Source organism: Streptomyces sp. NPDC003027, assembly GCF_053591435.1.
Genome location: NZ_JBSFTU010000003.1, coordinates 154,804 through 180,733, shown reverse-complemented (window position 1 = coordinate 180,733; position 25,930 = coordinate 154,804). Strand labels below are relative to the sequence as shown.

General features: G+C 70.4%; 21 protein-coding genes. 18 read left to right on the top strand and 3 right to left on the bottom strand.

The annotated features are described in order from the left end of the window. Nucleotides 1–204: 204 nt before the first annotated feature. From ACWDX6_RS04125 to nuoN, 14 genes are all read left to right on the top strand, one after another. A complete protein-coding gene (locus tag ACWDX6_RS04125; protein WP_007490928.1) occupies nt 205–564 on the top strand; it encodes an NADH-quinone oxidoreductase subunit A in 360 nt (119 codons plus the stop codon). A gap of 17 nt (nt 565–581) precedes the next feature. Next, the gene (locus ACWDX6_RS04120) at nt 582–1,136 is read left to right on the top strand and encodes a NuoB/complex I 20 kDa subunit family protein (RefSeq protein ID WP_010041554.1); all 555 of its coding nucleotides are present in this window, start codon (nt 582–584) and stop codon (nt 1,134–1,136) included. An 87-nt stretch (nt 1,137–1,223) separates the two neighbouring features. Continuing rightward, complete coding sequence (locus tag ACWDX6_RS04115) at nt 1,224–1,955, top strand: NADH-quinone oxidoreductase subunit C (RefSeq protein ID WP_451483370.1); 732 nt, start codon at nt 1,224–1,226, stop codon at nt 1,953–1,955. Then, the gene (locus tag ACWDX6_RS04110; RefSeq protein ID WP_451483369.1) at nt 1,952–3,274 is read left to right on the top strand and encodes an NADH-quinone oxidoreductase subunit D; all 1,323 of its coding nucleotides are present in this window, start codon (nt 1,952–1,954) and stop codon (nt 3,272–3,274) included. The genes ACWDX6_RS04115 and ACWDX6_RS04110 overlap by 4 nt, the downstream gene beginning before the upstream one ends. Next, nucleotides 3,271–4,014, top strand: a complete 744-nt coding sequence (nuoE, locus tag ACWDX6_RS04105; protein WP_451483368.1) for an NADH-quinone oxidoreductase subunit NuoE — start codon at nt 3,271–3,273, stop codon at nt 4,012–4,014. The genes ACWDX6_RS04110 and nuoE overlap by 4 nt, the downstream gene beginning before the upstream one ends. Beyond that, nucleotides 4,014–5,363 (top strand): NADH-quinone oxidoreductase subunit NuoF, encoded by a 1,350-nt coding sequence (gene nuoF, locus ACWDX6_RS04100; RefSeq protein ID WP_451483367.1) that lies wholly within the window; start codon nt 4,014–4,016, stop codon nt 5,361–5,363. Before nuoE ends, nuoF begins: the two co-directional genes overlap by 1 nt. Then, nucleotides 5,360–7,837 carry an NADH-quinone oxidoreductase subunit G gene (locus tag ACWDX6_RS04095; RefSeq protein ID WP_451483366.1) on the top strand — a complete coding sequence of 826 codons (2,478 nt, stop codon included), beginning with the start codon at nt 5,360–5,362 and terminating at the stop codon, nt 7,835–7,837. Before nuoF ends, ACWDX6_RS04095 begins: the two co-directional genes overlap by 4 nt. After that, entirely contained in the window at nt 7,834–9,195 is a 1,362-nt protein-coding gene (nuoH, locus tag ACWDX6_RS04090; RefSeq protein WP_451483365.1) for an NADH-quinone oxidoreductase subunit NuoH, read from the top strand. The genes ACWDX6_RS04095 and nuoH overlap by 4 nt, the downstream gene beginning before the upstream one ends. After that, the gene (nuoI, locus tag ACWDX6_RS04085) at nt 9,188–9,766 is read left to right on the top strand and encodes an NADH-quinone oxidoreductase subunit NuoI (protein WP_451483364.1); all 579 of its coding nucleotides are present in this window, start codon (nt 9,188–9,190) and stop codon (nt 9,764–9,766) included. The genes nuoH and nuoI overlap by 8 nt, the downstream gene beginning before the upstream one ends. Next, the gene (locus ACWDX6_RS04080) at nt 9,763–10,605 is read left to right on the top strand and encodes an NADH-quinone oxidoreductase subunit J (protein ID WP_451483363.1); all 843 of its coding nucleotides are present in this window, start codon (nt 9,763–9,765) and stop codon (nt 10,603–10,605) included. The genes nuoI and ACWDX6_RS04080 overlap by 4 nt, the downstream gene beginning before the upstream one ends. Continuing rightward, a complete protein-coding gene (gene nuoK / locus ACWDX6_RS04075; RefSeq protein ID WP_069927518.1) occupies nt 10,602–10,901 on the top strand; it encodes an NADH-quinone oxidoreductase subunit NuoK in 300 nt (99 codons plus the stop codon). The genes ACWDX6_RS04080 and nuoK overlap by 4 nt, the downstream gene beginning before the upstream one ends. Before the next feature lie 11 nt (nt 10,902–10,912). Continuing rightward, entirely contained in the window at nt 10,913–12,853 is a 1,941-nt protein-coding gene (gene nuoL, locus ACWDX6_RS04070) for an NADH-quinone oxidoreductase subunit L (RefSeq protein WP_451483362.1), read from the top strand. A 5-nt stretch (nt 12,854–12,858) separates the two neighbouring features. Continuing rightward, entirely contained in the window at nt 12,859–14,430 is a 1,572-nt protein-coding gene (locus ACWDX6_RS04065; RefSeq protein ID WP_451483361.1) for an NADH-quinone oxidoreductase subunit M, read from the top strand. Then, complete coding sequence (gene nuoN, locus ACWDX6_RS04060) at nt 14,427–16,088, top strand: NADH-quinone oxidoreductase subunit NuoN (RefSeq protein ID WP_451483360.1); 1,662 nt, start codon at nt 14,427–14,429, stop codon at nt 16,086–16,088. The genes ACWDX6_RS04065 and nuoN overlap by 4 nt, the downstream gene beginning before the upstream one ends. A gap of 61 nt (nt 16,089–16,149) precedes the next feature. Here the strand turns inward: nuoN and ACWDX6_RS04055 are convergent, their stop codons facing one another. Both ACWDX6_RS04055 and fahA read right to left on the bottom strand, forming a co-directional pair. Then, nucleotides 16,150–16,776: a hypothetical protein gene (locus ACWDX6_RS04055; RefSeq protein ID WP_451483359.1), complete on the bottom strand. Its 627-nt coding sequence runs from the start codon at nt 16,774–16,776 to the stop codon at nt 16,150–16,152. Between the two features lie 136 nt (nt 16,777–16,912). Beyond that, a complete protein-coding gene (gene fahA, locus ACWDX6_RS04050) occupies nt 16,913–18,145 on the bottom strand; it encodes a fumarylacetoacetase (protein WP_451483358.1) in 1,233 nt (410 codons plus the stop codon). 319 nt (nt 18,146–18,464) lie between these two features. Between fahA and ACWDX6_RS04045 the strand changes: the two genes are divergently transcribed. Then, entirely contained in the window at nt 18,465–19,712 is a 1,248-nt protein-coding gene (locus ACWDX6_RS04045; RefSeq protein WP_451483357.1) for a peptidase, read from the top strand. A gap of 254 nt (nt 19,713–19,966) precedes the next feature. Next, nucleotides 19,967–21,250 (top strand): LPXTG cell wall anchor domain-containing protein, encoded by a 1,284-nt coding sequence (locus tag ACWDX6_RS04040; protein WP_451483356.1) that lies wholly within the window; start codon nt 19,967–19,969, stop codon nt 21,248–21,250. Nucleotides 21,251–21,320: 70 nt separating this feature from the next. On the opposite strand, the gene ACWDX6_RS04035 is transcribed toward ACWDX6_RS04040, so the two are convergent. Next, the gene (locus tag ACWDX6_RS04035) at nt 21,321–23,318 is read right to left on the bottom strand and encodes a CocE/NonD family hydrolase (RefSeq protein ID WP_451483355.1); all 1,998 of its coding nucleotides are present in this window, start codon (nt 23,316–23,318) and stop codon (nt 21,321–21,323) included. A 267-nt stretch (nt 23,319–23,585) separates the two neighbouring features. On the opposite strand from ACWDX6_RS04035, the gene ACWDX6_RS04030 reads away from it, so the two are divergent. After that, nucleotides 23,586–24,596 carry a polyprenyl synthetase family protein gene (locus ACWDX6_RS04030; RefSeq protein ID WP_451483354.1) on the top strand — a complete coding sequence of 337 codons (1,011 nt, stop codon included), beginning with the start codon at nt 23,586–23,588 and terminating at the stop codon, nt 24,594–24,596. Nucleotides 24,597–24,713: 117 nt separating this feature from the next. Continuing rightward, nucleotides 24,714–25,898: a LolA family protein gene (locus tag ACWDX6_RS04025; RefSeq protein WP_451483353.1), complete on the top strand. Its 1,185-nt coding sequence runs from the start codon at nt 24,714–24,716 to the stop codon at nt 25,896–25,898. Nucleotides 25,899–25,930: the final 32 nt, after the last annotated feature.

Below are 25,930 nucleotides of genomic sequence, written 5' to 3'. Positions count from 1 at the left end.
TTCATCCGAATTCATGATCGTTCGCCTCGTGGTGGAGATCACAAAGTCCTTGTCGTACCCCGTGTCGCAGATCACAGAGCGACAGGCATAAGATGCGTGGCAAACGGGCTTGTGAACTGCCTCACATGTACGCGATCTTCGAGGCGGCGAGACGAATGCCCGCTGCGGTCCAACGGTCAAGGACGACTGGAAGGAGCGAGGAGCGTGAATGCGTACGCGCCCATCCTCGTGCTCGGCGCCCTCGGGGCAGGGTTTGCGATCTTCTCCGTGGTCATGGCCACGCTAATCGGCCCAAAGCGGTACAACAGGGCGAAGCTTGAGGCGTACGAGTGCGGCATCGAACCGACGCCCACTCCGGCCGGAGGTGGCCGCTTCCCGATCAAGTACTACCTGACGGCGATGCTCTTCATCATTTTCGACATCGAGATCGTCTTCCTCTATCCCTGGGCCGTCACCTTCGACGCCCTGGGGCTTTTCGGGCTCGTGGAGATGCTGCTCTTCGTGCTCACCGTCTTCGTCGCCTACGCCTATGTGTGGCGGCGCGGCGGCCTGGAATGGGACTGAGGGGCTGAGGGGCACCTATGGGACTCGAAGAGAAGCTGCCGAGCGGATTCCTGCTGACGACGGTCGAACAGGCCGCGGGCTGGGTGCGCAAGTCGTCCGTCTTCCCGGCGACCTTCGGCCTGGCCTGCTGCGCCATCGAGATGATGACGACCGGCGCGGGCCGCTACGACCTGGCGCGGTTCGGCATGGAGGTCTTCCGCGGCTCGCCGCGCCAGGCCGACCTGATGATCGTGGCCGGCCGGGTCAGCCAGAAGATGGCGCCCGTCCTGCGGCAGGTCTACGACCAGATGCCCAACCCCAAGTGGGTCATCTCCATGGGGGTGTGCGCGTCTTCGGGCGGAATGTTCAACAATTACGCGATTGTGCAGGGCGTTGATCACATTGTTCCGGTTGACATCTATTTGCCGGGCTGCCCGCCGCGCCCGGAGATGCTGATGGACGCGATCCTCAAGCTCCACCAGAAGATCCAGACCTCCAAGCTCGGCGTGAACGCGGAGGAAGCGGCACGCGAGGCGGAGGAGGCGGCGCTCAAGGCGCTGCCGACGATCGAGATGAAGGGTCTGCTCCGGTGACCGACGCACGCGCGGCCGCCGGGCCGCGGACGACGACGAAGGCCGCGCTTCTGCGCCGCGCGGGCGGAGAAGGGAACGGGACACACAGTGAGTGACGAGACACCCAATCCCGACAAGGAGCTCAGCGCGCAGAACCTGCCGGGGCAGCGCGGGGACCATGGCGAGGAGGTCCGGGTCCAGCGCGGGATGTTCGGTGCCCAGAGCGGCGCCGACACCAGCGGCTACGGCGGTCTCGTCCGCTCCGTCCGGCTGCCCGGCCCGGCCGCCCGTCCGTACGGCGGATGGTTCGACGAGGTCGCCGACGAGCTGGAGGGCGCGCTCGACGAGCAGGGACTCCTGCCGGAGAACGCCATCGAGAAGACGGTCGTCGACCGCGGCGAGCTGACCTTCCACATCGCCCGCGAGCATCTCCTCCGCGTCGCCCGCACGCTCCGCGACGACCCCGCGCTGCGCTTCGAGCTCTGCACGGGCGTCTCCGGCGTGCACTACCCGGGCGACAAGGGCCGCGAGCTGCACGCCGTGTACCACCTGCGTTCGCTCACCCACGGCCGGCTGATCCGGCTCGAGGTCGCCGCACCCGACGCCGACCCGCACATCCCGTCGCTCGTCGAGGTCTACCCGACCAACGACTGGCACGAGCGCGAGACGTACGACTTCTTCGGCATCGTCTTCGACGGCCACCCCGCCCTCACCCGGATCATGATGCCGGACGACTGGCAGGGCTTCCCGCAGCGCAAGGACTACCCCCTCGGCGGGATCCCCGTCGAGTACAAGGGCGCCCAGATCCCGGCTCCTGACCAGCGGAGGTCGTACTCGTGAATACCCCCTCTGCCTCCCCCCGGGAGACCACCGAGGGCACCGTCTACACCGTCACCGGTGGCGACTGGGACGAGGTCGTCCAGTCCGCCGCGAAGGCCGACGACGAGCGGATCGTCGTCAACATGGGTCCGCAGCACCCGTCGACGCACGGCGTGCTCCGGCTGATCCTGGAGATCGACGGCGAGACGGTCACCGAGGCCCGCTGCGGCATCGGCTATCTCCACACCGGCATCGAGAAGAACCTCGAGTACCGGACCTGGACGCAGGGCACGACCTTCGTCACGCGCATGGACTACCTCACCCCGTTCTACAACGAGGCGGCGTACTGCCTGGGCGTCGAGAAGCTGCTCGGCATCACGGACCAGATCCCGGACCGGGCCAGCGTCATCCGCGTCCTGCTGATGGAGCTCAACCGGCTCTCCTCGCACCTGGTGTGCATCGCCACCGGCGGCATGGAGCTCGGCGCGACCACGATCATGATCTACGGCTTCCGGGACCGCGAGATGATCCTGGACCTGTACGAGCTGATCACCGGCCTGCGCATGAACCACGCGTTCATCCGCCCCGGCGGCCTCGCCCAGGACCTTCCGCCCGGCGCGGTCGACGCCGTGCGCGAGTTCGTGAAGACGATGAAGAAGAACCTGCCGGAGTACGACAAGCTCGCCACCGGCAACCCCATCTTCAAGGCCCGGATGCAGGACGTCGGCTACCTCGACCTCACCGGCTGCATGGCGCTCGGCGCCACGGGACCGATCCTGCGCTCGGCGGGCCTCCCGCACGACCTGCGCAAGACGGACCCGTACTGCGGATACGAGAACTACGAGTTCGACATCCCGACCGCCGACTCCTGCGATTCGTACGGCCGCTTCCTGATCCGCCTCGAAGAGATGCGGCAGTCGCTGCGGATCGTCGAGCAGTGCCTGGACCGCCTGGCGCCGGGCCCGGTCATGGTCGGCGACAAGAAGATCGCCTGGCCCGCGCAGCTCGCGCTCGGCCCCGACGGCCTCGGCAACTCCCTCGACCACATCAAGAAGATCATGGGCACCTCCATGGAGGCTCTGATCCACCACTTCAAGCTGGTCACCGAGGGCTTCCGGGTCCCCGCCGGACAGGCCTACGCCGCCGTCGAGTCGCCCAAGGGCGAGCTGGGCGCGCACGTCGTCAGCGACGGCGGCACCCGCCCCTACCGGGTCCACTTCCGCGACCCGTCCTTCACCAACCTGCAGGCCATGGCGGCGATGTGCGAGGGCGGCCAGGTCGCCGACGTCATCGTCGCCGTCGCCTCCATCGACCCCGTGATGGGAGGCGTCGACCGATGACGGACGGACACACGAGTCTCGGGATGCCCCAGCTCCCCGCCCCCGACTACCCGGCCGAGGTGCGCGCCCGGCTGGAGGCGGACGCCAAGGAGATCATCGCCCGCTACCCGGGGTCCCGCTCCGCGCTCCTGCCGATGCTGCACCTCGTGCAGGCAGAGGACGGATTCGTCACCCGTACCGGCATGCGGTTCTGCGCCGAGCTCCTCGGCCTGACCACGGCGGAGGTCACCGCGGTGGCCACCTTCTACTCGATGTACCGCCGCAGGCCGTCCGGCGACTACCAGGTCGGGGTCTGCACCAACACGCTCTGCGCGGTCATGGGCGGCGACGCGATCTTCGAGGAGCTGAAGCAGCACCTCGGCGTCGGCAACGAGGGCACGACCGACGACGGCAAGATCACCCTGGAGCACATCGAGTGCAACGCGGCCTGCGACTTCGCGCCCGTGGTGATGGTCAACTGGGAGTTCTTCGACAACCAGACGCCCGAGTCGGCCAAGCGCATGGTCGACGACCTGCGAGCCGGCCGTCCGGTCGAGCCGACTCGTGGCGCCCCGTTGTGCACGTTCAAGGAGACGGCCCGCATCCTGGCCGGCTTCCCCGACGAGCGTGAGGGCGCCGTCGAGGCCACCGGAGGGGCCGGCCCGGCCTCGCTCGTCGGACTGCGCCTGGCCAAGGGCGAGATTCCGCACCACAAGATCGTCCACCCGCGCGGCGAAACGGCCAGTGGGGAGGGGGAGTGATGACCTTGGCAGCCGAGATCGACCACAGCAGCCCCGAGAAGCTTCTCGCGCCCGTTCTCTCGGCGTTCTGGGACCAGCCCGACTCCTGGACCCTGGAGACGTACAAGAGGCACGACGGGTACGAAGGGCTGAAGAAGGCCCTCGCGATGTCGCCCGACGACCTCATCGCGTACGTCAAGGACTCCGGCCTGCGCGGCCGCGGCGGCGCCGGCTTCCCCACCGGAATGAAGTGGCAGTTCATCCCGCAGGGCGACGGCAAGCCGCACTACCTCGTCGTCAACGCCGACGAGTCCGAGCCGGGCACCTGCAAGGACATCCCGCTCCTCTTCGCCAACCCGCACTCGCTGATCGAGGGCATCGTGATCGCCTGCTACGCGATCCGGTCCAACCACGCCTTCATCTATCTGCGCGGCGAGGTCGTCCCCGTCCTGCGCCGGCTGCACGAGGCGGTGCGCGAGGCCTACGAGGCCGGCTACCTCGGCGAGAACATCCTCGGCAGCGGACTGAACCTCGAACTCACCGTGCACGCGGGCGCCGGCGCCTACATCTGCGGCGAGGAGACCGCCCTGCTCGACTCCCTCGAAGGGCGGCGCGGCCAGCCCCGGCTGCGTCCCCCCTTCCCGGCGGTCGCCGGTCTGTACGCCTGCCCCACGGTGGTGAACAACGTCGAGTCCATCGCGTCCGTTCCCGCGATCCTCCACCGGGGCAAGGACTGGTTCAAGTCGATGGGCAGCGAGAAGTCCCCCGGCTTCACGCTCTACTCGCTCAGCGGGCACGTCGCCTCGCCCGGCCAGTACGAGGCCCCGCTCGGCATCACGCTGCGCCAGCTCCTCGACATGAGCGGCGGGATGCGCCCGGGCCACCGGCTGAAGTTCTGGACCCCGGGCGGCTCCTCCACCCCGATGTTCACCGACGAGCACCTCGACGTCCCGCTGGACTACGAAGGCGTGGGCGCGGCCGGCTCGATGCTCGGCACCAAGGCGCTCCAGTGCTTCGACGAGACCACGTGCGTCGTGCGCGCGGTGACCCGGTGGACCGAGTTCTACGCCCACGAGTCCTGCGGCAAGTGCACGCCGTGCCGTGAGGGCACCTACTGGCTGGTCCAGTTGCTCCGCGACATCGAGGCCGGCCAGGGCTCGATGAGCGACCTCGACAAGCTGAACGACATCGCCGACAACATCAACGGCAAGTCGTTCTGCGCGCTCGGCGACGGCGCCGCCTCCCCGATCTTCTCCTCCCTGAAGTACTTCCGCGAGGAGTACGAGCAGCACATCACCGGCCGGGGCTGCCCCTTCGACCCGGCCAAGTCGACCGCCTGGGCGGACCACCACAAGGAGGTGACCGCATGACCGTCACCACGTCCTCCCCCGCGGGCGGCGGCGCGGCCGTGCCACCCGAGGACCTCGTGACGCTGACCATCGACGGCGCCGAGATCTCCGTCCCCAAGGGGACGCTGGTCATCCGGGCCGCCGAACAGCTCGGCATCGAGATCCCCCGCTTCTGCGACCACCCGCTCCTCGACCCGGCCGGCGCCTGCCGGCAGTGCATCGTCGAGGTCGAGGGCCAGCGCAAGCCGATGGCCTCCTGCACCATCACCTGCACCGACGGCATGGTGGTGAGGTCGCAGCTGACCAGCCCGGTCGCCGAGAAGGCCCAGCACGGCGTGATGGAGCTGCTGCTCATCAACCACCCGCTGGACTGCCCGGTCTGCGACAAGGGCGGCGAGTGCCCGCTGCAGAACCAGGCGCTGTCCCACGGGCAGGCCGAGTCCCGCTTCGACGGCAAGAAGCGGACCTTCGAGAAGCCGGTGCCGATCTCCCCCCAGGTGCTGCTCGACCGCGAGCGGTGCGTGCTGTGCGCGCGCTGCACCCGGTTCTCGAACCAGGTCGCCGGCGACCCGATGATCGAACTCCTCGAGCGCGGCGCCCTCCAGCAGGTCGGCACCGGCGAGGGCGACCCCTTCGAGTCGTACTTCTCCGGCAACACCATCCAGATCTGCCCGGTCGGCGCCCTCACCTCGGCGGCCTACCGGTTCCGCGCCCGCCCCTTCGACCTGGTCTCCTCGCCGAGCGTCTGCGAGCACTGCGCGGGCGGCTGCGCCACGCGCACCGACCACCGGCGCGGCAAGGTCATGCGACGGCTCGCCGCCGAGGACCCGGAGGTCAACGAGGAGTGGGTGTGCGACAAGGGGCGGTTCGCGTTCCGGTACGCCCAGCAGCGTGACCGGATCACCACCCCGCTGGTCCGCAACGGCGAGGGAGTGCTCGAACCGGCGTCCTGGCCCGAGGCCCTGGAGGCGGCCGCCCGCGGGCTCGTGCCCGGCCGCACCGGTGTCCTGGCCGGCGGGCGGCTGACCGTCGAGGACGCCTACGCGTACGCCAAGTTCGCCCGGGTCGCCCTCCACACCAACGACGTCGACTTCCGGGCCCGCGTCCACTCCAGCGAGGAGGCCGACTTCCTGGCCTCCACCGTCGCCGGCCGCGGACGGGACCTGGACGGCAGCGGGGTCACGTACACCTCGCTGGAGGCCGCGCCGGCCGTGCTGCTCGTCGGCATCGAGGCCGAGGAGGAGGCCCCCGGGGTCTTCCTGCGGCTGCGCAAGGCGTGGCGGAAGAAGGGCCAGAAGACCTACGCGCTCGCCTCGTACGCGACCCGGGGCCTGGTCAAGGCGGGCGGCACGCTGCTGCCTGCCGCGCCCGGCACCGAGACCGAGTGGCTGGACGCCCTCACCTCCGGTGTCGGCCTCGACACCGCCGGTACGGAGGCGGCCGAGGCGCTGCGGCGGGACGGTGCGGTCATCGTGGTCGGCGAACGCCTCGCCGCCGTCCCGGGCGCGCTCACCGCGGCGGTCCGGGCCGCGACGGCGACCGGCGCCCGGCTGGTGTGGATCCCGCGCCGGGCCGGCGAGCGCGGCGCGCTCGAAGCCGGCGCGATCCCCACCCTGCTGCCCGGCGGCCGCCCCGCGACCGACCCCCGCGCGCGTGAGGAGGTCGCCGTCGCCTGGGGCGTACGCGAACTCCCGCACGGCTACGGCCGCGACACCGGCCAGATCGTGGAGGCCGCCGCCACCGGCGAACTGGGCGCGCTGCTCGTCGGCGGCGTCGAGGTCCGCGACCTGCCCGACCCGGCACGCGCGCGTGAAGCCCTCGACGCGGCCTTCGTGGTCTCCCTGGAGCTGCGGCCGAGCGAGGTCACCGACCGGGCCGACGTGGTCCTCCCGGTCGCCGCCGTCGCCGAGAAGGCCGGCACCTTCCTCAACTGGGAGGGCAGGGCGCGCCTCTTCGAGGCCGCGCTGAAGCCCGAGCAGATGACCCGGCGCCTGGCACCCGCCGACGCGCGCGTGCTCCACATGCTCGCCGACGCCCTCGACGCGCACCTGGCCCTGCCCGATCTGCGGTCCGTGCGACGCGAGATGGACCGGCTCGGCGGCTGGACCGGCGAGCGGGCCACCGAACCCGTCGAGCCCGCGCAGCCCGCGCCCCGGCCGGGCGAGGGCGAGGCGGTCCTCGCCGGCCACCGGCTCCTGCTCGACCTGGGCAGGCTCCAGGAGGGCGACACGGCCCTGGCGGGCACCCGGCACGCGGCGCCCGCCCGGCTCTCGGCGGCCACCGCGGCCGAGACCGGCGTCAAGGACGGCGACATCCTGGCCGTGACCGGCCCGGCGGGCACCGTCCAGCTGCCGCTCCAGGTCACGGAGATGCCCGACCGGGTGGTCTGGCTGCCGCTCAACTCGACCGGCGGCGGCGTCCTCTCCGACACCGGCGCCCGCCCGGGCGACCTGGTCCGCATCGGTCCCGCGGCTTCCACGGAGGTGCAGGCATGACCACGCCGCTCGCTGCCGAGGACCTGTCCATGTTCGGCACCGACCCCTGGTGGCTGGTGCTGATCAAGGCCGTCTTCTGCTTCGCCTTCCTGATGATCACCGTGCTCTTCTCCATCGTGTGGGAGCGCAAGGTCGTCGCCTGGATGCAGCTGCGCGTCGGCCCCAACCGGCACGGCCCCTGGGGCCTCCTCCAGTCCCTCGCGGACGGCATCAAGCTGATGCTGAAGGAGGACGTCGTCGTCAAGCGCGCCGACAAGGTCGTCTACATCCTCGCGCCGATCATCGCCGCGGCCCCGGCGTTCATGGCGATCGCCGTGATCCCCTTCGGCCCGGCCGGCAACGAGGTCTCGATCTTCGGCCACCGCACCACGATGCAGCTCACCGACCTGCCGATCGCCATGCTGTACGTCCTGGCCATCGCGTCCGTCGGTATCTACGGCATCGTCCTCGCCGGCTGGTCCTCCGGCTCCACGTACCCGCTCCTCGGCGGGCTGCGCTCCTGCGCGCAGATGATCTCCTACGAGATCGCGATGGGCGCCGCGTTCGCCTCCGTCTTCCTCTACTCCGGGTCGATGTCGACCTCGGCGATCGTCGAGGCGCAGGCGGACCGCTGGTTCATCATCCTGCTGCCGGTCTCCTTCATCATCTACGTGGTCACGATGGTCGGCGAGACCAACCGCGCCCCGTTCGACATGCCGGAGTCCGAAGGCGACCTGGTCGGCGGCTTCAACACCGAGTACAGCTCCATCAAGTTCGCGATGTTCATGCTCGCCGAGTACGTGAACATGGTGACGGTCTCGGCCGTGTCGGTGACGCTCTTCCTGGGCGGCTGGCGCGCTCCGTACCCCGTCTCCACCTTCTGGGAGGGCGCGAACCACGGCTGGTGGCCGATGCTCTGGTTCGTCCTCAAGGTGCAGCTGCTGCTGTTCTTCTTCATCTGGCTGCGCGGCACCCTGCCCCGCGTCCGCTACGACCAGCTGATGAAGCTCGGCTGGAAGGTCCTCATCCCCGTCTCGGTGGTCTGGCTGATGCTGGTCGCCACCGTCCGGGCGCTGCGCAACGCGAACTACGACTTCCAGACGATCGTGCTCTACGTCGCGGGCGCCGTCCTCGCCGTGCTGCTGCTCTCCTTCATCGCCGACATGTTCCGCGACAAGAAGGCGAGGAGCGAGGCCGGCAAGGCCGCCCCCGAGGAGCCGTTCGACCCGATGGCCGGCGGATTCCCCGTACCGCCCAAGCCAGGGCAGTCCCTGCCGCCGGTGCCCCGGCGCCGGCCCCGCCACGAGGCGGAGCTGGTTGTCAGTGGCACCCCCGATACTGCTACTGCGAGTGATGGAAAGGAGACGGACGGTGTCTGATTTCCAGAATCCGGTGGCCGGCTTCGGCGTGACCTTCAAGGCCATGTTCAAGAAGCGGCTGACCGAGCAGTACCCGGAGCAGCAGAAGACGACGGCGCCGCGCTTCCACGGCCGGCACCAGCTCAACCGTCATCCGGACGGGCTTGAGAAGTGCGTGGGCTGCGAGCTGTGCGCCTGGGCCTGCCCCGCCGACGCCATCTATGTGGAGGGCGCCGACAACACCGACGAGGAGCGCTACTCCCCGGGCGAGCGGTACGGCGCGGTCTACCAGATCAACTACGCCCGCTGCATCCTGTGCGGCCTGTGCATCGAGGCCTGCCCCACCCGGGCGCTGACGATGACCAACGAGTTCGAACTGGCCGACTCCTCCCGCGAGAACCTCATCTACACCAAGGAGCAGCTCCTCGCGGGCCTGGACGAGAACATGGTCGACACGCCGCACGCCATCTACCCCGGCATGGACGAACAGGACTACTACCGGGGTCTGGTGACCGAGGCCGCGCCCGGCACGGTCCGGCAGGTCGCCACGTCCAAGGGGGAGAAGGGCGAGCCGGAAGAGGTGGACGTATGAGCGCCGACCTCGCGGCCACGACCCTGGCGGCGTACACCACCTCCGGCGGCGAGGCCTTCCAGTTCTGGGTCCTCGGCACCGTCGCCGTCATCGGCGCCCTGTGCACGATCCTGATGAAGAAGGCCGTGCACAGCGCCCTCTGCCTGGCCGGCACGATGATCGTCCTGGCGGTCTTCTACCTCGCCAACGGCGCGTACTTCCTCGGCATCGTCCAGATCGTCGTCTACACCGGCGCGATCATGATGCTGTTCCTCTTCGTCGTCATGCTGGTCGGTGTCACGGCCGCCGACTCACTGAAGGAGACCATCAAGGGGCAGCGCTGGTGGGCCGTCGGCTGCGGGCTCGGCTTCGGCGTCCTGCTGATCGCCGGGATCGGCCGTGCCTCGCTGACCGAGTTCAACGGACTCGGCCCGGCCAACAGCGCCCACGGCGGAAACGTCGAGGGCATCGCCGCCCTCATCTTCACCAAGTACGTCTTCGCCTTCGAGATCACCGGCGCGCTGCTCATCACCGCGGCCGTCGGCGCGATGGTCCTCACCCACCGCGAGCGCACCGAGAAGGCCCGCACCCAGCGGGAGCTCGCCGAACAGCGGGTGCGCGAGGGCAAGCACGTACCGCCGCTGCCGGCGCCCGGTGTCTACGCCCGGCACAACGCCGTGGACATCCCCGGTCTCCTGCCGGACGGCACCCCCGCCGAACTGACCGTGATGCAGACCCTGCGCAAGCGCGGCCAGATCCGCGACGTGTCCACCGAGGCGCTGGCCGACCTCAAGGCGCTCGAGCAGCGCGCCGAGGAGCGGCTGGGCCGGGACCGGGACGATGAGGAGGCCACGCGGTGAACCCCGTCAACTACCTGTACCTCGCCGCCCTGTTGTTCACCATCGGCGCGGCCGGAGTACTGATCCGGCGCAACGCGATCGTGGTCTTCATGTGCGTCGAGCTGATGCTCAACGCCTGCAACCTCGCGTTCGTCGCCTTCTCCCGTATGCACGGCAATCTCGACGGCCAGATCATCGCCTTCTTCACGATGGTCGTCGCCGCCGCGGAGGTCGTGGTCGGGCTCGCGATCATCGTGTCGCTCTTCCGTTCCCGCCACTCGGCCTCGGTCGACGACGCCAGCCTGATGAAGCTGTGAGGGGCTGAAACGTGCAGAATCTGATTGCGCTGCTGGTCGCGGCGCCCCTGCTGGGAGCGGTCGTCCTGCTGTGCGGCGGCCGGCGCCTGGACAAGGCCGGGCACTGGCTCGGCACGCTCCTCGCGGCCGCCTCCTTCGTCATCGGCGCCGTCCTGTTCACCGACATGCTGGGCAAGGGCGCCGAGGACCGGGCCCTGCACCAGCGGCTGTTCAGCTGGGTCCCCGTCGAGGGATTCCAGGCGGACGTCGCCTTCCAGCTCGACCAGCTGTCGATGACCTTCGTGCTGCTGATCACCGGCGTCGGCTCGCTCATCCACGTGTACTCCATCGGCTACATGGAGCACGACGAGCGCCGCCGCCGCTTCTTCGGCTACCTGAACCTCTTCCTCGCGGCGATGCTGCTGCTCGTCCTCGCCGACAACTACCTGCTGCTGTACTTCGGCTGGGAGGGCGTCGGCCTCGCCTCGTACCTCCTGATCGGCTTCTGGCAGCACAAGCCCTCCGCGGCGACCGCCGCGAAGAAGGCGTTCCTGGTCAACCGGGTCGGTGACATCGGCCTGTCGATCGCCATCATGCTGATGTTCACCACCTTCGGGACCTTCGCCTTCGGGCCGGTGCTCTCCTCGGTGGGCGAGACGTCCGAGGGCACGCTGACCGCGATCGGGCTGATGCTCCTCCTCGCCGCCTGCGGCAAGTCGGCCCAGGTGCCGCTCCAGTCCTGGCTCGGGGACGCGATGGAGGGCCCGACCCCGGTCTCGGCCCTCATCCACGCGGCCACGATGGTCACCGCCGGTGTCTATCTCATCGTCCGCTCCGCCGACATCTTCAACGCCGCGCCCGACGCGCAGCTCGCCGTCACCGTGGTCGGCGCGGTCACGCTCCTCTTCGGTGCGATCGTCGGTTGCGCCAAGGACGACATCAAGAAGGCGCTGGCCGGCTCGACGATGTCGCAGATCGGCTACATGATCCTGGCGGCCGGCCTCGGCCCCATCGGCTACGCCTTCGCGATCATGCACCTGGTGACGCACGGCTTCTTCAAGGCCGGGCTCTTCCTCGGCGCCGGTTCGGTCATGCACGGCATGAACGACGAGGTGGACATGCGCAAGTACGGCGGGCTGCGGAAGTACATGCCTGTCACCTTCGCCACCTTCGGTCTGGGCTATCTCGCGATCATCGGCTTCCCGGGCCTGTCCGGCTTCTTCTCCAAGGACAAGATCATCGAGGCCGCCTTCGCCAAGGGCGGCACCGAGGGCTGGATCCTCGGCGGGGTGGCGCTGCTCGGCGCGGCCATCACCGCGTACTACATGACCCGCGTGATGATCATGACCTTCTTCGGTGAGAAGCGTTGGCAGCCCGCCCCCGACCCGGCGACGGCCCCGGGCGTCGAGCCCGGCGTCGAGGCGAAGCCCGGCGAGATGCCGCACCCGCACGAGTCCCCGAAGTCGATGACGATCCCGATGATCCTGCTGGCCGTCGGATCGGTCGGCGCGGGCGCCCTGTTCGGGATCGGCGACCGCTTCGTGAAGTGGCTGGAGCCCGTGACGAAGTTCGAGCACGGACACCCGCCGATCAGCGCCGGAGCCATCACCTCCGCCACGGTCGCCGTCATGGTGATCGGTGTCGCGATCGCCTACCTCCAGTACGGGCGCCGGCCCGTCCCGGTGGTCGCCCCGCGCGGCTCGCTGCTCACCCGGGCCGCCCGCCGCGACCTGCTCCAGGACGACTTCAACCACGTCGTCCTCGTCCGCGGTGGCGAGCACCTCACCCGCTCGCTCGTCTACGTCGACCACAGCCTGGTCGACGGCGTGGTCAACGGCACCGCGGCCTCCGTCGGCGGCCTGTCCGGCCGGCTGCGCAGGCTGCAGAACGGCTACGCCCGCTCCTACGCGGTCTCCATGTTCGGAGGTACGGCGGTGCTGATCGCCGCGACCCTGCTGATGAGGGCGGTGTAACTCTCATGTCCTTCCCTCTTCTGACAGTGACGGCGGCGGTACCGGCGGTCGGTGCGATCCTCACCGCCGCCGTGCCCGCGACCCGCCGCACGGCGGCCAAGTGGCTGGCGCTGCTGGTCTCGCTGGTCACGCTCGTGCTCGCCGCGCTCGTCATGATCCGCTTCGAGCCCGGTGGCGACCGCTACCAGCTCGTCGAATCGCACTCCTGGATCAAGGACTTCGGGGTCCGCTACGAACTGGGCGTGGACGGCATCGGGGTGGCGCTGATCGCGCTCACCGCGCTGCTGATCCCCTTCGTCATCCTGGCCGGCTGGCACGACGCCGACCCCCTGGAGACGAAGAGCAGCCGCTGGCGGCCGACGCAGGGCTTCTTCGCCCTGATCCTCATGGTCGAGGCGATGGTGATCCTCTCCTTCGAGGCCACCGACGTCTTCCTCTTCTACATCCTCTTCGAAGCCATGCTCATCCCGATGTACTTCCTCATCGGCGGCTTCGGCGACCGGGCGCACGCGGGCTCCGACGAGCACGCGGCCGCCCAGCGCTCCTACGCGGCGGTCAAGTTCCTGCTGTACAACCTGGCCGGCGGGCTGATCATGCTCGCCGCCGTCATCGGGCTCTACGTGGTGGCGGGGAACTTCTCCCTCACGGAGATCGCCGAGGCACGGGCGAGCGGGCAGCTGGAGATGGCGACCAACACCGAGCGGCTGCTCTTCCTCGGCTTCTTCTTCGCCTTCGCGGTGAAGGCGCCGCTGTGGCCGCTGCACACCTGGCTGCCGAACGCGATGGGGGAGGCGACCGCCCCGGTCGCCGTCCTCATCACCGCCGTGGTGGACAAGGTCGGCACCTTCGCGATGCTCCGCTTCTGCCTCGGGCTCTTCCCCGAGGCGTCGAAGTGGGCGACCCCGGTGATCATCTCGCTCGCGCTGATCAGCATCGTGTACGGCGCGCTGCTCGCCGTCGGCCAGCGGGACATCAAGCGCCTGGTCGCGTACGCCTCGATCTCCCACTTCGGCTTCATCATCATGGGCATCTTCGCGATGACCAGCCAGGGCCAGAGCGGTGCCACGCTCTACATGGTCAACCACGGGCTCTCGACGGCCGCGCTGATGCTGGTCGCCGGCTTCCTGATCTCCCGGCGCGGTTCGCGGCTCATCGCCGACTACGGCGGTGTGCAGAAGGTCGCCCCGGTCCTCGCCGGCACCTTCCTGATCGGCGGTCTGGCCACCCTCTCGCTGCCGGGCCTCGCGCCCTTCGTCAGTGAATTCCTGGTCCTCGTCGGCACGTTCGCCCGCTACCCGGTCGCCGGCGTCATCGCCACCACCGGCATCGTCCTCGCCGCGCTCTACACCCTCGTCCTCTACCAGCGGACGATGACGGGCCCGGTCAAGGAGGAGGTCCGGACCATGCCGGACCTGCGGGTGCGCGAACTGGCCGTCGTGGCCCCGCTGATCGCCCTGCTGATCTTCCTCGGGGTGTTCCCGAAGCCGCTGACCGACATCGTCAACCCGGCCGTCACCCACACCATGTCCGACGTCCAGCAGAAGGACCCTGCACCCGAAGTGGAGGCGGCCAAGTGAGCGCATCTGCCGTCGCGCCAGCTGTCCACAGCCTGTGGACGACGGCCGCCGAGCCGTTGAACAAGATCCCGGCCCCCCACATCGAGTACGTCCAGCTCTCGCCCGTACTCATCGTGGTCGGCGCCGCCGTCCTCAGCGTCCTCGTCGAGGCCTTCGTGCCCCGCAAGGCCCGCTACTACAGCCAGGTGTTCCTCAGCGTCCTGGCCCTGGCCATCGCCTTCGCCGCCATCGTCGGCCTGGCGGCCGGCGGATACGGCTCCACCAAGGCGCACATCGCCGCCATGGGGGCCATCGCCGTCGACGGCCCGGCGCTCTTCCTGCAGGGCACCATTCTCCTCGCCTCGATCGTCGCGGTCTTCACCTTCGCCGAGCGCAGGCTCGACCCGGCCGACCACGGCCACAAGGTCGACTCCTTCGCGGCCGAGGCCGCCGCCGTCCCCGGCAGCGACCAGGAACGGGCGGCGGTCAAGGCCGGGTTCACCACCACCGAGGTGTTCCCGCTGGCCCTGTTCGCGGTCGCGGGCATGCTGGTCTTCCCGGCCGCCAACGACCTGCTGACGCTCTTCATCGCCCTGGAGGTCTTCTCCCTCCCGCTCTACCTCCTCTGCGCCATCGCTCGCCGCAAGCGGCTGATGTCGCAGGAGGCCGCGGTCAAGTACTTCCTCCTGGGCGCCTTCTCCTCGGCGTTCCTGCTCTTCGGCATCGCCCTGCTCTACGGCTACGCGGGCTCCGTCTCGTACGCCACCATCGCGAACGTCGTCGACGGCACGGTCGCCGCCGTCGACCCGGCGCTCGCCGCCACCATGGGCAACGACATCCTGCTGCTCATCGGCTTCGCCATGGTCCTCATGGGGCTGCTGTTCAAGGTCGGCGCCGTGCCGTTCCACATGTGGACCCCGGACGTCTACCAGGGCGCGCCGACCCCCGTCACCGGCTTCATGGCCGCCGCGACGAAGGTCGCCGCGTTCGGCGCGATGCTGCGCCTGCTGTACGTGGTGCTGCCCGGCCTCACCTGGGACTGGCGGCCGGTCATGTGGGGCGTCGCCATCGTCACCATGCTGGGCGGCGCGATCGTCGCGATCACCCAGACCGACATCAAGCGGCTCCTCGCGTACTCCTCGATCGCCCACGCCGGGTTCATCCTGGCCGGTGTCATCGCGGCCACGCCCACCGGCGTCTCGTCCGTCCTGTTCTACCTCGGCGCCTACTCCTTCGTGACGATCGGCGCCTTCGCCGTGGTCACCCTGGTCCGCGACGCGGGCGGCGAGGCGACGCACCTGTCCAAGTGGGCGGGTCTGGGGCGCCGTTCGCCGCTGGTGGCGGCCGTCTTCGCGGTCTTCCTGCTCGCCTTCGCCGGGATCCCGCTGACCTCCGGGTTCGCCGGGAAGTTCGCGGTCTTCAAGGCGGCGGCGGAGGGCGGCGCGGGCGCGCTGGTCGTGGTCGGCGTGGTCTCGTCGGCGGTCGCCGCGTTCTTCTACATCCGGGTGATCGTGCTGATGTTCTTCAGCGAGCCGAAGGCCGACGGCCCCACGGTCGCCGTGCCGTCGGGCTTCACGACGGTCGCGATCACGGCCGGTGTGGCGGTGACGCTGGTGCTCGGCGTCGCGCCGCAGTACTTCCTGGACCTGGCGAACCAGGCGAGCGTGTTCGTCCGGTAGCCCGTACGGCACAGCTCAGGGCCCGGTCCCCGCGAAGGCGGGGCCGGGCCCTGCGGCGTGCCTACGGCTTCGCCTGCTCCGGCGGGCAGCACTCCACCCGCGGGTTGTACGGGGTGAGGACCCCCTTCGGGTTCTTCTTGAAGAGCCAGGCGTGCAGCGTGTACACGTTGCCCACGTCGGGGATGACGTCAGGGCCGTCGAAGCCTCGGCCGAAGATCTCCGGCCGGGGCTGGCCGGTGTTGGGAACGACCCACTCGAGCGCGACCAGCTTCCGCTCGCCCTTGCCGTGGCCCTTGTCGTGACCCTTGTCCTGGGCGTTGCTCCGGCCGTTCGGCTTGCCGTTCTCGTGACCCTTGTGGTCGTCCGCGTACAGCAGGGCCGCGGGCCTCGTCGGGTCGGTCGAGCCGACGTGCGCGGGCTTCACGTAGTGGTAGCCCATGCCGCCCTTGTCCGAGGCCACGCACTCGTCCGTCCGGATGTAGCCGTCGTCCAGGGCGGCCTGTTCCGACTTGTACTTCACCGTGGCGTCGTAGGCCCTCGCCAGGTCCCCTTCGAAGGGGTTGCCGCCGTGTGCGCCATCGGGTGCGGGGTCGGTGGCCGACGCGGGGACGGCCCCCAGGGCTATCGAGGTGAGGGCGGCCAGGCCGACGGCGGCCATGGCGGTGCGGCTGCGGGGTCGTACGGGCATTGCGTTGCTCCTTGGAAGGGACGCGCGCCCCTCGGGGGCGCCGGATTCGAGCGGGCTCTCCCCTGTTCCCACAGAGCAGCATGGGCCGCCCGGCCGGGTCACCGCACGCCGGGTGACCCATTCGGGACGGCCCCGCTCAGACGCCCGGCGCGGCCACGATCCGGCCCGTCACCTCGCCGAGCGCGACCTGGGTTCCGTCCGGTCCCGGCGCCCAGGCGGTCAGGGTGACGTCGTCGCCGTCCTCCAGGAACGTCCGCTTCCCCGAGGGCAGTTCGAGCGGATCGCGGCCGTTCCACGTCAGTTCGAGGAGCGAGCCGCGCTGATGCGTCTCGGGGCCCGAGACCGTACCGGAGCCGTACAGGTCGCCGGTCCGCAGCGAGGCGCCGTTGACCGTCATATGGGCGAGCTGCTGGGCGGCGGTCCAGTACATCGTCGAGAACGGCGGCTCGGAGACCACCTCGCCGTTGATCCGGACCGTGATCCGCAGATCGAAGCCGCCGGGCTCCTCCTCGGCGGAGTCGTCGAGGTACGGCAGCAGGTCGTGGGTCCGGGCGGGCGGGCGGACGCGCGCCGCGTCCAGCGCCTCCAGCGGGGTCACCCAGGCCGAGACGGACGTCGTGAACGACTTCCCGAGGAACGGGCCGAGCGGTACGTACTCCCACGCCTGGATGTCCCGCGCCGACCAGTCGTTGAGCAGCGTCAGACCGAAGACGTGCTCGCGGAAGTCGCCGAGCGCGACCGGGGTGCCGAGGGTGGAGGGGGTGCCGACGACGAAGCCGACCTCCGCCTCGATGTCCAGCTTCACCGAGGGGCCGAAGACCGGCGCGGGGTCGGTGGGCGCCTTGCGCTGCCCGGCGGGGCGTACGACATCGGTGCCGGAGACGACGACCGTGCCCGCGCGGCCGTGGTAACCGATCGGCAGGTGCTTCCAGTTCGGGGTGAGCGCGTCGCCGTCGGGGCGGAAGATCCGGCCCACGTTGGTGGCGTGGTGCTCGCTCGCGTAGAAGTCGACGTAGTCCGCGACCTCGTACGGCAGGTGCAGCGTGACCGAGTCCAGCGGGTGCAGCAGCGGCTCTATGTCGGGCCGGTGGGCGGGCACCGTCACCCAGGCGGTCAGCGCCCGGCGCACGTCACGCCAGGCGGTGCGCCCGGCGGCGAGCAGCGGGTTGAGGCTGGGCTGCGCGAGCAGGGCGGCATAGGGCGAACCGAGCGCGTGCGCGGCGGCACCCGCGTCGAGGACATGCCCGCCGATGCGGACGCCGACCCTCCGCCGGTCGGGCTCGTCGGCGGTGGAGAAGACGCCGTACGGAAGGTTGTGCGGGCCGAAGGGATCGCCCTCGGCCAGGTCGAGCGGGGACTGCTCGGGCATCGGTGCTTGCCTCGCTTTCCACGGGTGTGGGGGACACGTTACGGGGCGGGCCGCGCGGCGCGGATGACATGGGTCACACAGAAAGTGTGCCCTCCTTGGGCAACTGTCCCTGTTCGGGGGATTCGTACCTCCTGTGAGGGTCCTGTGGGTCGAGCCGGCCGGCAACTTTCCTCGTCGGCAGCGTCGTTCAGGTCATACGATCGCCGGGACGAAGCGCCGCGTGAGGTACCCGCAGGCGCTCGCCCCCCACCGTCGTTTCCTCTTCTTCCCCATCAGAGACGGGTTCGTTGTGAACATTCGCCGTACTCTCGCGGTCGTCGTGGCCACCGCCGTGACCACCCCGGTCCTCCTCCTCTCCGCGGCACCCGCCTTCGCGGACACGAAGCCGGCGCCGGCCGCCGGAACGCAGAAGACGCCGACGCACGATGAGCTCAAGGCGGCGGTCGCCGCCGCGCAGAAGACCTACGACGAGGCCGCGGCCAAGGTCGACGCGGCGGTCCAGGCATTCAGGGACATGGACAAGACGTCCCCGCTGAAGGCCGCCGCCGACGCGGCGGAGAAGGCCGCCGACGAGGCCGCGGCCGCCAAGACCGCCGCCGACGCCGCGGTCGTCGAGGCGCAGGCCAAGCTGGACGCCGCCGCCACCGACGAGGAGAAGACCGCCGCCCGGACGGCCCTCGACGAGGCGAGGAAGACGGCCGAGGAGGCCGCGGCCGCCAAGACCGCCGCCGACACCAAGGCGTCCGAGGCGTCCGGAAAGTACCAGGACGCGCGGGTCGCCGCGTCGCAGGAGATCCACCGTCTGCAGGCGGCGGAGGATGCGGCCCTCAAGGCCCTCGACAAGGCCGAGAAGGCGCTCGAGGAGTACGACGAGCTGCCTCCGACCGACCCCTGCGTCGTGGACGAGAAGTTCACCACCGTCGTCCGCGGGCTGCCCGGGAAGCTCGTCGCCGGCACCACCGTCCCCTTCACGCTCCGCGTGACCAACGGCGGCGACGAGACCCTGGACAACGTGTTCCCGGAGGTCGACATCTGGGCCAACCACTCCAAGGGCACGCTCGACACGTACCTGGACCTGGAGTGGTCCACCGACGCCAGCCCGAAGTGGCAGGACGTCGACCGCTACCGCTCGCTCGCGCTCGGTTCGATGAAGGCGAAGACCTCCGTCGACGTCAGGCTGCGACTGAAGATCGACGCCAAGTCCCCCGCCGGCCAGGGCACCGTCCAGGCCTCCGGTCACCACGTCGAGAACAACGACGGCGGCTGCGGCACCACCACCGGCATGAACGTCTACGCGTTCTCGCTCGCGAAGGCCCCCAAGGGCTCGACCGGCGGCAGCGGCAGCGGCAACGGGAACGGCACCGGCGGCAACACCGGCACCACGCAGCAGGGCGGCACCTCCACCACCCCGGTGACGGGCAACCGCACCACCACCGGGGGCACGCTCGCGAAGACCGGATCCAGCGACGCCGTACCGCGGATCGCGCTCGCGGGTGCGGCGGCCGTCGCGCTCGGCGCCGGAGCGATGGTCGTCGCCCGCCGCCGCAGGACCGGCGCCGACGCGTAGCCGTACAGGTACGCGCCCCGGCTCCGGAGGGGGATGACATGCATCACACAAAAACTGAGGCCTCCGTGCACAACTGTCCGTGTTGGCGGCCTTTGCTCAGCCTGTGAAGCTCCTGTGCCCGGGAGGGCTCTGAATTCTCCCTGTTCCGCGGCCTTATGCGGGCCATACGATCGCGTCGGCGTCCTGCCGCGTGAGGTATCCGCAGGCGCGACTCCCACCACTCTTTTCATCTTCTCGACCAGAAAAGGTCCATCTTGAAGATCCGCCGCATTCTCGCGACCGCCGTGGCCGCCGCTGTGACCACGCCCGTCGTGTTCCTCTCCGCCGCTCCCGCTTTCGCGGACACGAAGCCGGCCGGGGCCCAGACGCAGAACCAGAAGCCGTCGATCGAGCAGCTGAAGCTCGAGGTCGCCGCCGCGCAGAAGACCTACGACGCCGCTGTCGTCGCCGTCGCCGACGCCGAGAAGGCGCTCAAGGCGCTGGAGAACGCCGAGCACCCGCTGGTGGTCGCCAAGGCCGCCGCCAAGAAGGCCGCCGACGAGGCCGCCGCCAAGAAGACCGCCGCCGACGCCGCGGTCGTCGAGGCCCAGGCCAAGCTGGACGCCGCCACCACCGACGAGGACAAGGCCGCCGCCCAGACGGCCCTCGACGAGGCGAAGAAGACCGCCGAGGAGGCCGCGACCGCCAAGACCGCCGCGGACACCAAGGCGTCCGAGGCGTCCGAGGACCTCGACGACGCGCGCGTCGCCGCCGTCCGGGCGATCGGGGTTGCCCAGAACGAGCAGAAGAAGGCCCTCAAGGCGCTCAAGGCCGCCGAGAAGGCCCTCGCCGACGCCGAGGCCGCCGAGGGCGAGGAGCCCGGCGACGACTGCGTCGAGGAGTCCAAGCTCAAGGTCGGCCTGACCGGCCCGAAGAAGGTCGTCGCCGGTACCAGCGCCGTCTTCACGCTGAAGATCAGCAACGGCACGGCCAAGGTGCTGGACGAGGTCGGCGCCTACGCCGAGGTCTTCAGCATGGACTCGACGGAGGACAAGGACTTCGACAAGTACCTCGACCTGACCTGGTCCACCGCCGCCAACCCGAAGTGGCAGCACTTCGACGACGAGACCGGCGCCCTCGCCGGCGCCGTCAAGCCCGGCGGCCACGCCGACATCAAGCTGCGCCTCACGGTGGACGCGAAGTCCCCGGCCGGCGACGGCATCCTGTTCGCCGCGGGCGGCTACGAGAACAAGGACGGCTCCTGCGGCTGGTCGAAGGACGCCGGCTCGGCCGAGTTCGACATCGTCGCCAAGTCGAAGCCGGGCACCGGCACCGGTGGCACCGGTGGCGGCAACGGCAACACCACCGAGCAGGGCGGCACCTCCACCACCCCGGTGACCGGCGGCGGCAACGGCAACACCGCCACCAACGGTTCGCTCGCCAAGACCGGCTCCAGCGACGTCGTTCCGCAGATCGCCCTCGCGGGTGGCGCGGCCCTCGTCCTCGGTGCCGGCGCGATGTTCGTCGTCCGCCGCCGTAAGGCCGGTTCGAACGCCTGACACGCGGTATGAGAATGGGCCCGCATTCCTGACGGAATGCGGGCCCGTTCCCTTTCCCGTCACCGGGACTTCACCCCGCTGTTCGCGGAATCCGCTTCTCCCAGGTGCGGTGGAAGAGGACTTCGCCGCCCTCCTTGCACACCACTTCGTCCGACGTGCGGAATACCTCCGCGTCGCAGGAGATCTCCGAACGCGTGTCGACCGTGACGTCCCACGCCAGATCCGGACGGTGCAGCCGGATCGACCAGTCCGAGCGCGTACGGGCGCTCAGCGGGCCGCTCTCCTCGATCGTGTACGTCTCCAGGACGTCCTCGCCGCACTCCAGGCCGTCGGGATAGAGCCGCGTACCTCCGTACCGGGGGTCGACCTCGAGCCGCCACTCGCCCTTGGCGACGTCGCGCACCAGGAGCCGCTCCGGGCGGGGCTCCTCCAGCGTCGCCGGGACGCTGACGCCCAGCGGCGCGGACTGCTCCGGCTCGTCCCACCTCACCGCGTCCGACGTGGGACGGCGGACCGGGAGGATCAGGTGCGAGGCGGCCGGGTCGAGCGTGAAGCCCGCCGCGTCCGGCCGGGGCCAGATCCACGGCCAGTACGTGGAGGAGACCGCCAGCCGGACGCGGTGACCGGGCGGGAAGGCGTGGCCGATGCCGTTCAGCTCGAAGACGTGCTCCTCGCTCACGCCGGCGCGCGCCGGGACCGCCCGGTCGTCGCCGTGGCGGGCGGAGAAGTTGAGCGCGCCCCGGGTGACCAGGGTCGAGGAGCCGTCGGGCGCGACGTCGCAGAGGCGCGCGATCACCTGCCCGGTCGCCGCCCCGGGGCGCAGCGAGAGGCTCACCCGGGGCCGGCCCAGAATCTCGACGGGCCCGCCGTCCTGCGGTACGGCGAAGTCGAAGCAGGCCGAGTGGGCGTCCTCGGCGCGCTGGTCGGGCGGCAGGTCGGCGTCGTTGCCGAGGGGGCGGAAGCGCCCCGCGTCCAGGCCGGTCCGCTGGGGGGAGCGGACCAGCACCGGATCGCCCTGGAAGGCGTACGTCACGGGGGTGACGTGCGGCGAGGGCCAGGCGGGATCCGCGACCCAGCGGCCCGGCAGCTCCTCGTACACCGTGGCGGGCGGATGGGACTCGCTGATCCAGGAGCGGAGCAGCGGCTCGGCCATGATGCTGTTCTTCGCGCCCTTGAGATGGTGGTCCCACCAGCGCAGGGTCTCCTGGAGGAAGCCGATCGCCGGGCCCGGCGGCAGGCCGCGGTCGGGGTACTGGTGCGACCAGGGCCCGATGATCCCGCGGACCCGGTCCGGGGGCAGCTGCTCGACGAGCCGCAGCACGGTGTCCCGGCACGGGTCGTGCCAGCCGCCCACGGCCAGGACGGCCGCCCGTACGGCGCCGTAGTCCTCCCGGACGCTGCCGTGCCTCCAGTAGTCGTCGCGGGTCTGGTGGGCGAGCCAGGTGTGGATGAAGGGGTCCACGGCCTCCAGGCGGCGCAGCCACATCTCGCGCCACTCCTCGCCCACGTACAGCGGGTCGGGCGGGCGGGAGACGGAGGCGAGCAGGGTGGCGGCCGAGGCGTGCATACCGGCGGCGAGGACGGAGCCGCCGAGGTAGTGGACGTCGTTGTCGTAGCGGTCGTCGGTGGAGCAGACGGTGACGACAGCCCTGAGCGGTTCGGGGGCGAGCGCGGCGATCCGGAGCGCGTCGAAGCCGCCCCAGGAGATGCCGAACATGCCGACCCGGCCGTTGCACCAGGGCTGCTCGGCGAGCCAGTCGATCACCGCCACCCCGTCGGCGAGCTCGGTCGCGTCGTGCGCGTCGCCGGGCAGGCCCTCGCTGTTGCCGTGGCCGCGGACGTCGACGCGTACGGAGGCGTAGCCGTGGCCCGCGTACCAGGGGTGGCGCTGCCGGTCGCGGGCGGCCGTCCCGTCGGTGAGGCGGTGCGGCAGGTATTCGAACAGGGCCGGGACCGGCTCGTCCGCGACCGGCCGCCAGACGCGTGCGTACAGCCTGGTGCCGTCCGGCAGCGGGATGCGGAGGTCGGTGCGGGTGGTCTCGTACGGGAACGCGGTGCGGATGCGCATGTCAGGGCCTCGGTGGACGGGATACGTGGTGCGGCGCGTGATCGTCCTCCGGCGCAGGCCGCTCTCCGCCGGTGTCGCGGTCGGTCACTCTTCGGTGCAAAACGTCCTACTCCTGGTCGTATCGCCTGATCACGAACATACCGGGGGTGGCGGGAAGGCGCCCATGGTGATCGAAACGCGACCGGATACGCTGACTTGAGCGAATCGAGCGACACATCGACAATCCGTGTGATCGTCAGCAGGCGTCAGCAGACAGGAGACCCCCTCGTGACCGTCGTCGGGCCGTTCGGTCTTAGCGTGCGGGACCAGGCTCTTGAGGCCGATGTCCAGGCCGGATTGGCGGCTGTGGAGGCGGGTCTCCTCGACGCCACCAAGAGCGAGATCCCGTTCATCACGGAGGCCGCCCAGCATCTCGTCCTGGCGGGCGGGAAGCGTTTCCGGCCGCTCCTGGTGATGCTCGCCGCCCAGTTCGGCGACCCGCACGCGCCGGGTGTCGTGCCCTCGGCCGTCGTGGTCGAGCTCACCCACCTGGCCACGCTCTACCACGACGACGTCATGGACGAGGCCGACGTACGGCGCGGTGTCCCGAGCGCGAACGCCCGCTGGAGCAACTCGATCGCCGTCCTGACGGGTGACTTCCTCTTCGCCCGCGCCTCGCACATCCTGGCGGACCTCGGACCGGAGGCCGTGCGCATCCAGTCGGAGGCGTTCGAGCGTCTGGTCACGGGCCAGATCCTGGAGACCGCGGGGCCGCAGGCCGACCGGGACCCGGTCGACCACTACCTCGACGTCCTCGGCGGCAAGACCGGCTCGCTGGTCGCGGTCTCCTGCCGCTTCGGCGCCATGATGTCCGGCGCGGACGAGAGCGTCGTCGCCATCCTCACCCAGTACGGCGAGCGGCTCGGCGTCGCCTTCCAGCTCGCCGACGACGTCCTGGACATCGCCTCGGACTCCCACGAGTCCGGCAAGACCCCCGGCACCGACCTGCGCGAGGGCATCCCGACCCTGCCCGTGCTGCGTCTGCGGGCCGCCGCGGCGGCGCACGGGCGCCCCGAGGACGTCGAACTGGTCGAGCTCGTGGACAGCGACCTCACCGACGACGCGCGGCACGCGGAGGCCCTGCGCCGGCTGCGTGCCCACCCGGCCCTGGAGCAGGCCCGCCGGGACACCGTCCGCTACGCCGAGGAGGCGCGGGCCATGCTGGCGCCGCTGCCCGCGGGGTACGCGAAGGCGGCTCTGGAGGAGCTGTGCGACGCGGTGGTCCACCGCGCGGGTTAGTACGTCTCAGGGTTCCGTCATCCCGTAGCAGTAGGCGAGGTTGCGCCCGGAGACTGACGATTCCTCACCGCCGTTTTGGTCAGATGGATGCCATCGACCACGGAGGTAGGGCAGACCATGGCACCGAACGACAGCACTGAGACCACCGAGCGCACGAGCGGACGCGCGAGCCGGAAGATGAGCCGTTACGTCGTCCCGGTCGCGGTGGCCGGAGTGGCCGCGGCGACCATCGGACTCGTGCCGGCCCTGGCGGCGTCCGGAGACCCGAAGCTGCCGGAGATCACGGCCCAGGAGCTCGTCGAGAAGATCGCCGCGTCGGACACCCAGACGGTGTCCGGCACGTTCAAGATCAGCACCGACCTGGGGCTGCCGTCGATCGCGGGCCTCGCGGACGGCCTGGCCGGCGGCGGGGCGGGGTCCTCCTCGGCGGACCCGCAGGACAAGCTGGCCGAGCTGGTCTCGGGCACCCACACGCTGCGCGTGGCGGCGGACGGCCCGGACCGCCAGAAGCTGACCGTCCTCGACGGCTCGGACGAGTACAGCCTGATCCACAACGGCGAGGACGTCTGGGCGTACGACAGCAAGTCGAACGAGGTGCTCCACGAGAAGGCGGAGACCGGCGGGGCGAAGGAGAAGGAGCTTCCGAGCACCCCGAAGGAGATGGCGGACGAGATCCTGAAGGCCGCGGACGGTACGACCTCGATCACGGTGGGCGGCACGGCGAAGGTGGCCGGCCGGGACGCGTACCAGCTGGTGATCAAGCCGAAGCAGAGCGGCTCCACGGTGGAGTCGGTGAAGGTGGCGGTGGACGCGGAGAACGGCGTGCCGCTGAAGTTCACGCTCGCCTCGACGGCCGGCGGGAAGCCCGTCGTGGACGCCGGCTTCACCAAGGTCGACTTCGGCAGGCCGGCCGCGTCGACGTTCGACTTCAAGGCGCCGAAGGGCGCCAAGGTGACCGAGGGCGAGGTGTCGCAGGGCGAGGACTCCTCCGCCGAGCACGGCAAGCCCGCCGAGGGGCTGGAGAAGGGCCTCGCGGACTTCAGCGGTATGAACGTCATCGGCGAGGGCTGGACGACGATCGCGACGCTGGACACCGGAGCTCCCGCGCCGAAGACCGACGAGGCCCCGGCGGAGGTCAAGGGCTTCCTGGACGCGCTGGGCGACAAGGTCAGCGGGAAGTTCGGCTCGGGCACCGTCTTCAAGACCAAGCTCGTCAACGCGCTGATGACGGACGACGGCAAGGTCTACGTCGGCGCGGTCACCCAGGACGCGCTCGTGGACGCGGCGAACGCGGCGAAGTGAGTGGGACCCCGGGTGGGTCGGGGGCTGAGGTC

Excerpts from the sequence above, each read along its gene's own strand:
- ACWDX6_RS04120 (WP_010041554.1), top strand. The coding sequence starts at position 582 with ATGGGACTCGAAGAGAAGCTGCCGAGCGGATTCCTGCTGACGACGGTC.
- nuoE (WP_451483368.1), top strand. The coding sequence starts at position 3,271 with ATGACGGACGGACACACGAGTCTCGGGATGCCCCAGCTCCCCGCCCCC.
- nuoF (WP_451483367.1), top strand. The coding sequence starts at position 4,014 with ATGACCTTGGCAGCCGAGATCGACCACAGCAGCCCCGAGAAGCTTCTC.
- ACWDX6_RS04095 (WP_451483366.1), top strand. The coding sequence starts at position 5,360 with ATGACCGTCACCACGTCCTCCCCCGCGGGCGGCGGCGCGGCCGTGCCA.
- nuoH (WP_451483365.1), top strand. The coding sequence starts at position 7,834 with ATGACCACGCCGCTCGCTGCCGAGGACCTGTCCATGTTCGGCACCGAC.
- ACWDX6_RS04080 (WP_451483363.1), top strand. The coding sequence starts at position 9,763 with ATGAGCGCCGACCTCGCGGCCACGACCCTGGCGGCGTACACCACCTCC.
- ACWDX6_RS04065 (WP_451483361.1), top strand. The coding sequence starts at position 12,859 with ATGTCCTTCCCTCTTCTGACAGTGACGGCGGCGGTACCGGCGGTCGGT.
- ACWDX6_RS04055 (WP_451483359.1), bottom strand. The coding sequence starts at position 16,776 with ATGCCCGTACGACCCCGCAGCCGCACCGCCATGGCCGCCGTCGGCCTG.
- fahA (WP_451483358.1), bottom strand. The coding sequence starts at position 18,145 with ATGCCCGAGCAGTCCCCGCTCGACCTGGCCGAGGGCGATCCCTTCGGC.
- ACWDX6_RS04035 (WP_451483355.1), bottom strand. The coding sequence starts at position 23,318 with ATGCGCATCCGCACCGCGTTCCCGTACGAGACCACCCGCACCGACCTC.
- ACWDX6_RS04025 (WP_451483353.1), top strand. The coding sequence starts at position 24,714 with ATGGCACCGAACGACAGCACTGAGACCACCGAGCGCACGAGCGGACGC.